This window comes from Bacillus sp. OTU530, from assembly GCF_038440375.1.
On the sequence record NZ_JASATP010000033.1, the window covers coordinates 60,180 to 66,905 of the forward strand.

General features: G+C 36.5%; 4 protein-coding genes. 2 read left to right on the forward strand and 2 right to left on the reverse strand.

Going from position 1 to position 6,726, the window contains the following annotated elements; all coding sequences use genetic code 11:
• The first annotated feature begins 175 nt into the window (after positions 1 to 175).
• Positions 176 to 1,417: an ATP-binding protein gene (locus tag AAHB12_RS21025; RefSeq protein ID WP_342046908.1), complete on the forward strand. Its 1,242-nt coding sequence runs from the start codon at positions 176 to 178 to the stop codon at positions 1,415 to 1,417.
• Between the two features lie 214 nt (positions 1,418 to 1,631).
• Here AAHB12_RS21025 and AAHB12_RS21030 read toward each other — a convergent pair whose 3' ends face one another.
• The gene (locus AAHB12_RS21030; protein ID WP_129726572.1) at positions 1,632 to 2,516 is read right to left on the reverse strand and encodes a sulfite exporter TauE/SafE family protein; all 885 of its coding nucleotides are present in this window, start codon (positions 2,514 to 2,516) and stop codon (positions 1,632 to 1,634) included.
• 689 nt (positions 2,517 to 3,205) lie between these two features.
• Here AAHB12_RS21030 and AAHB12_RS21035 point away from each other — a divergent pair.
• On the forward strand, positions 3,206 to 4,159 hold the full coding sequence (locus AAHB12_RS21035; RefSeq protein ID WP_342046911.1) for a hypothetical protein: 954 nt from the start codon (positions 3,206 to 3,208) through the stop codon (positions 4,157 to 4,159).
• 459 nt (positions 4,160 to 4,618) lie between these two features.
• Here AAHB12_RS21035 and thrS read toward each other — a convergent pair whose 3' ends face one another.
• The gene (gene thrS / locus AAHB12_RS21040) at positions 4,619 to 6,538 is read right to left on the reverse strand and encodes a threonine--tRNA ligase (protein WP_342046913.1); all 1,920 of its coding nucleotides are present in this window, start codon (positions 6,536 to 6,538) and stop codon (positions 4,619 to 4,621) included.
• Between the last annotated feature and the right edge of the window lie 188 nt (positions 6,539 to 6,726).

The following is a 6,726-nucleotide window of genomic DNA, read 5'->3' on the forward strand; positions in this document are numbered from 1 at the left end:
AATAAGGGAAGTTTATACAATTTTAAAAAAACTTAACCAGAAAACGTTTCCATTTGCTATTATAAATTTTAACAATATAACGATTTGAACCAAGACCTTGGACATAAAGTGTTTTTACTATTTTTATTTGCAGTCTAATGCAACTTGTATAACTATAACCGAAGAGGAAGCTTTTATGAAAACAACAGGCAGAATAACTTTTATCAGCATTACGATTATTTTTTCACTCATCCAAATTTTCTTTTTACATGAGCTGTTACAAATGCAAACTATCCAGTCCTTGTTAGCCGTATCCATTGCTTGGTTTATAGGCAAACAATATGACAAAGCGAGGTTTTATGCGGAGAAGGCAAAAGTAAGTGAAAAGAGCTATAAACAACTAATTGAAACTATACCTAATGCTATTATTATACACTCGCAAAACCTTATCCTTTATGTAAATAAAGCTGGGGAAAACATGCTGGGCGCCTCCAAAAAAAATGATATTTTAGGGCAGACGATTTATAGCTTTATTGATGGTAATTATCAAGCTCTTGCAATGCAGCGCTTAAAACGGCTGCGCGAAGAAAATAGACCTCTTAATCAGGTCGAACAAAGGCTAGTACGCTTGGACGGAAAAAAGGTCTTTATTGAAGTCTCTAGCCGAGCTATTGTATATGAAGGAAAAGAAGCAATTTTGTCCATACTTAACGATATTACTGATAAAAAGAAAACAACAGACACCCTTCTTCAAAAGTCAGAAAAACTGGCAGTTGTGGGACAAATGGCGGCGGGAATCGCACATGAAATTCGAAATCCCCTCACTTCTATCAAAGGATTCATTCAGCTGTTTAAATCTAGATATCCAAGTGATGAAGAATATTTTAATCTTTTATTAACAGAATTAGAACGAATTAATTTGATTGTTAGTGAATTCTTAATACTAGCTAAACCAACTGATATTGTGTTTAAAGAAAAAGATATAAAAAGTTTAGTTCAAGATATTGTAACTCTTATCAATACACAGGCCATTATGAATAATATTCAAATCCTTGTAGAATTTGAGCCGGATATTCCGATTATTGTGTGTGAAGAAAATCAGTTAAAGCAGGTATTCATCAATGTTTTAAAAAATTCCATTGAAGCGATGCCAAATGGCGGCATAATTCATGTAAAGGCAGCTATTAAGGAAAAAAATAAAGTCTCCTTATATTTTATTGACCAAGGATCTGGTATCCCTGAGGATCGATTGCCAACTCTTGGAGAACCTTTTTACACCACAAAAGAAAAGGGGACTGGCTTAGGATTAATGACAAGTTACCGAATTATTGAAAATCATGATGGGGAGCTGAAAATTTCAAGCAAAGTAAATGAAGGAACTACAATTGAAATTATATTACCTACAGTTCCCCAATCTCATCTGGTCCAGTTAACTTAGAAGATGTTTTTATTTGCTCATGAACGTCTTTGTACTGTATGAGGGCTAGGTCCGAAAAAATAGAAAAATCGATTATCATTAAATAACTAGTAAAACTAATAGTTTCAATGATAATCGATTTTATATTTTCCGTTCATGTTTACTATTGATCAGTGCGCTTTAAAAAGCAGGAAAGTTACACCTCTTAGATACTTCTTAGTTACTTCCTCATTAGCTATGAAACCTTTGAAATCCCTTTTACATCTTGATTCATTTTACGCACGCCAAAGATAATTGCAGCCCCCCAGCCAAGTACAAGCAGCAAATAAATATAAGGATGGAATGAAGCATTTGCTACCCATGTATTTAATATTGTTCTTACGTTGACAAGGATAATAAAACCGCCTACTAATAAGCCCATCAGCTGTGGTGGAACAATCCGAACGAACCAAGCAGCGATTGGTGCAGCAATAACGCCGCCAATCACAAGCGCAGCTACCCACATCCAGTTCACTGACTCCCAGCCAAGTGAAATCACAAAGCCCACTGTTGCTGCTACAGCAATAGCAAATTCACTCGTATCTACTGTTCCTACTACCTTACGTGCAGACATGCCTTTTTTTGTTAAGAGAATTGGTGTCGCAATTGGCCCCCATCCTCCCCCGCCTGTTGCATCAGCAAAACCCGCAATTAAGCCCAATGGAATAGATTGCTTAATTGATAGCGGCTTTGCTTCTGCTTCCTCACTCTTACGAAACACAAACAGAAAGCGAAACAACACATAAAATCCAAGAAGCATTAAGAATGTGGACACATACGGTTTGGCAACATCCCCAGGCAGGCTGCTCAAAAAGCATGCTCCTGTAAATGCACCGATTGATCCAGGAATGATAAGACGGTAGACCATTTTTCGATCAACATTGCCAAATTTAATATGCGAAATACCAGAAGCTGCTGTTGTTGCTACCTCAGATAAATGAACAGAAGCAGACGCGACTGCCGGTGCGATTCCAAATGCTAACAACAATGACGATGAGCTTACCCCATACGCCATTCCAAGCGCACCATCAATTAACTGCGCGAAAAATCCAATAAACGCCAAAATCAATAATTTTTGCATTTTCATCCTCCTAGTTTGGTTATAGTTATAACCTCATACCCAATTCAACCTTACTTATCCTGTACGTATATAGTTAAGTTAGTCCCTAACCTTTAATACACATTGGAATACTATGAATTAAACCAAAAAATAAACATATACCTTTCAGGTAAATTACTCCTTTTTATATAGATAACAAGCTGCCTATCAAGTTGAAATCTTCTGAATTTAATTTCTCTTATCTTATTCCAAGTTCACCACTATGTCAACTTGTATTTTTAAAAATATATAGGTACATCCTACTCTCCTTCGGAAAAGGCAATGATATAAATAAAGACCAAGACCTTGCTTCATTCTCAAATTGGAACGTGTTTTATGAGGACAAACATAAGAGTCCATGAGTAAATATCTGAATTATCTAAACTTACAAATATTATACTTGAGTTATCATAGTAGCAAACATCTATTAGATCTGTCCTTGACGAATCTGGAAATTAACACCATTTTTCTACTCCTTAGCTTCCTCCCCCTTAATTTATGTTAATATAATATTATAGTTAAGTAGTTTTATTGCTATAAAACTGGCAATGATTAGCTTGTATATAAGATTTTCACTTCTATATAAGGGTATTTTAAGAGTTTTGGTTAGATGGTGAATTGATCTTTATGTTTTTAATAATTAGCTAGATAAAACAAGGGGAGAGCTGTTATTGATGAATGGTTGGGTAAAACAAAATACATTATCAGCATTACATAAAACAGCCGTTATTGTATACGGCCTGACAACTTTTTTGTCATTTTTTTCTCATGTATTTCCGATCATAGGAGGGATTGTATTCTTTTGTTTTACTGCTTTGCCTAAGATATGGAGGATGTTAATCTTTTTTGCAATTACCGCATGTATTGTTACGCTTCTTCCATTTTTAGCACCCATTGCAGTTATTTTAATGGTTGTATTTTTTATTATGCGCCTAAAGTATATTATCCAAAATTGGAGACCAATTATCGGAGGAATACTTGTATACGGTTCATTTTTTATTATGTTTAATAATGCTTATCAATGGCAATATAGTCTGAATATATTCAGTGCTTTATTTACTGGTGTTCTTGCTGCTATATTGCTCCATTTTTATATGAAATGGTTATATCGAAATGGATATAGCGCTAGCAAGGCTTTAGAAATTATGGGTGCTGTACCAGTTGTCCTTTTAGCACTAATACTCCCTTTTTTAAAAATGGTAGACTTTGCGGATTTTAGTCTATTTGAAGGAACTGTGGATCACGCTCCTGTCTCTGAGGGAACTAGCCATACTGTAACAACTGAAACTGTTCCTGGAGGAAGCCACCCTGGCATGCATCAAGTGGCAGGACATATGCGTACTGCTCCAGATGGAATTATCGAAAATAATTTATCGTATCATGGACCAGGTAAGATACCAAATACCCCTATAGTGCACGTTGATTCATATGTACGAACGAATCCAGATGGAATAATAGAAAATAATCTGTCATACCATGGTCCCGATAAACTAGTATCCTCTACGAATATAGACACACTCCCTCATACAACTGCTTCTTCTAGTGAGGGAGTGACAGTGACTGACTCTCATATAACAGACGGTGTTATTAAGAGCAATCAGCAAAAAAGAAGAAAAACGGATTAGGCATTTCCTATAAAATTCTTAGGCTATAGAGAAGTCCTCTCTATAGCCTATTTTGTATGTAATCCTCCTTTTCTCTCAAAACTTGTAGTGTTGAAAAAAGGCATGCTATAAGGAAGGCGGTTATTATGCATAAATAGTCAGCAGCTTTTTCTCCTGTTTCATTTCTCTGTCTTCCACACCTTCTTAACTCTATTGATATTTGCCTGCGTATTTTTATAAAAAGCGGAAGAGCTATCCAGCAGCTGCGGATAGCTTTTTCTCACCAGAAAGTATAAGCTCTCAACTAAAAACCAATTGGAGATATCAGGGAATTTTAGGGTTAGAGTGTAAATGCAACTACGCCTCTATCCTCGTCAACCGGCGAGTTTTCTTTCTAAAAAAGCCTGTTCTATTGCAGGATATTGGATCTAGCCTATCTAATGTATTGTTCTTCCATTCCTATAGAGAGGAAACAACCTGTTACATACTACGCCCTTTGATTTGTCGTATAAGCTGCTTTTTAAAGTCTTCAAATGGAACGCTTTGCGATTGTTGATCCCCGTGTTTTCTAGCATTTACCGCATTTTCTTCAATCTCCTTATCCCCTAAAACAAGCATGTACGGAATCTTTTGCAGCTGCGCTTCCCTTATTTTGTATCCTAGCTTTTCATTACTATTATCAATTTTCACTCTTGCTCCCAGTTGTTTCAGTTCTGACTGAATCTTTAAGCAGTAGTCCAAGTGAACTGGCGAGACAGGGATAATTTGTACCTGCACTGGTGCAAGCCAAACAGGAAAAGCACCCGCAAAATGTTCAATTAATATTCCAAAAAAACGATCAATGGATCCAAAAATAGCACGATGGATAACAACAGGACGAACCTTTTCATTATTTTCATTAATATAAGTTAAATCAAACTTCTCTGGCATTTGAAAATCGAGTTGAATTGTCGCACACTGATGGCTCCGTTTTAATGCATCTTTAATATGGAAATCAATTTTTGGTCCATAAAATGCCCCGTCTCCCTCATTTAAGTGATATTTAATTTCTAACTTTTCAAGTACATTCTTTAATGCCCCTTCAGACACTTCCCAAAGGCTATCATCGCCTAATGCATCCTCTGGGCGAGTCGAAAGTTCTACCGAATATTCGAAACCAAAAGTGCGATACACTTTGTCAATTAAATAAAAGACCTGTTTCATTTCATCTTCGATTTGATCCTCTCTAACAAAGATGTGGGCATCATCCTGACAAAATGTACGAACCCGAAGCATTCCATTTAAAGCGCCGCTATATTCATGGCGGTGAACCTGGCCGAATTCTGCCAAACGGATAGGTAAATCTCGATAAGAGTAAAGATTATTTTTGAAAATTAACATATGACCTGGACAATTCATTGGTTTCATCGCAAATCTTGTCTGCTCCACTTCAGAAAAGTACATATTTTCACGATAATGATCCCAGTGACCTGACTGCTCCCATAATCGTTGATTCATCATAAATGGAGTACGAACCTCATCATAATCAGCACTGCTTTGAAGCTCACGAGAAAAATTTTCTAACTCATTTCTAATAATTTGCCCTTTTGGTAAATAAAACGGCATTCCCGGAGCTTCCTCGGAAAACATAAATAACTCCAATTGCTTCCCTAACTTACGGTGATCTCGTTTTGCTGCTTCTTCTAAGAACCTTACATACTCATTTACATCCTTTTTATGTTTAAACGCCACTCCATAAACTCGTTGCAGAACTTCGTTTTGACTATCCCCCCGCCAATAAGCTCCTGATACGCGAGTTAACTTGAATGCTTTTATTAAACCAGTAGATGAAAGATGAGGACCACGACAAAGATCAGTAAATTCTCCCTGTTGATAAAGAGTTATTTTTTCATCTTTTGAAATGTCTTTTAATATTTCTAACTTAAATGGCTCACCTTTTTCTTTAAATAACTTTTCAGCCTCCCCATAAGAAACCTCCATTCGCTTGATTGTTAAATTCTCATTTATGATATTTTCCATCTCTTTTTCAATGGCAAGTAAATCGTCGGAGCTTAAGCTGTGCTCTAGTTTCAAATCGTAGTAAAACCCCTCCTCAATGACTGGCCCTATCCCTAATTTCACACTACCATAAAGTCTTTTCACAGCTTGTGCCAATACATGCGCTGATGAATGTCTTAGAACTTGTAATCCTTCCTCCGAGTCTAGAGTTAAAACGGAGAGTTCCACATCTTTTTCTAGTTTGTAGCTTAAATCCACCAGTTGTTCATCTACCTTCCCTACAACTGCAGCCTTTCTTAGACCTGAGCTAATAGAATCTATTACCTTTTCTATTGTAATGCCTTTCGGAAATTCCCTTATTTCCCCATCTGGAAATTGAATTTTAATTAATTTTTCACTCATATCAATAGACACTCCTTTAGTAATAAATAAATAAAAAAACACACTCATCCCCAGGCAAGGGACGAGTGTGTTATACCCGTGGTTCCACCCAATTTCCCATAAGCTAAAAACGATAACTTACGGCTTTGGTGCTGTAACGCAGCATGGACGATATCAGATACTATAGTTCCCTGATATAGCTCAAAGGC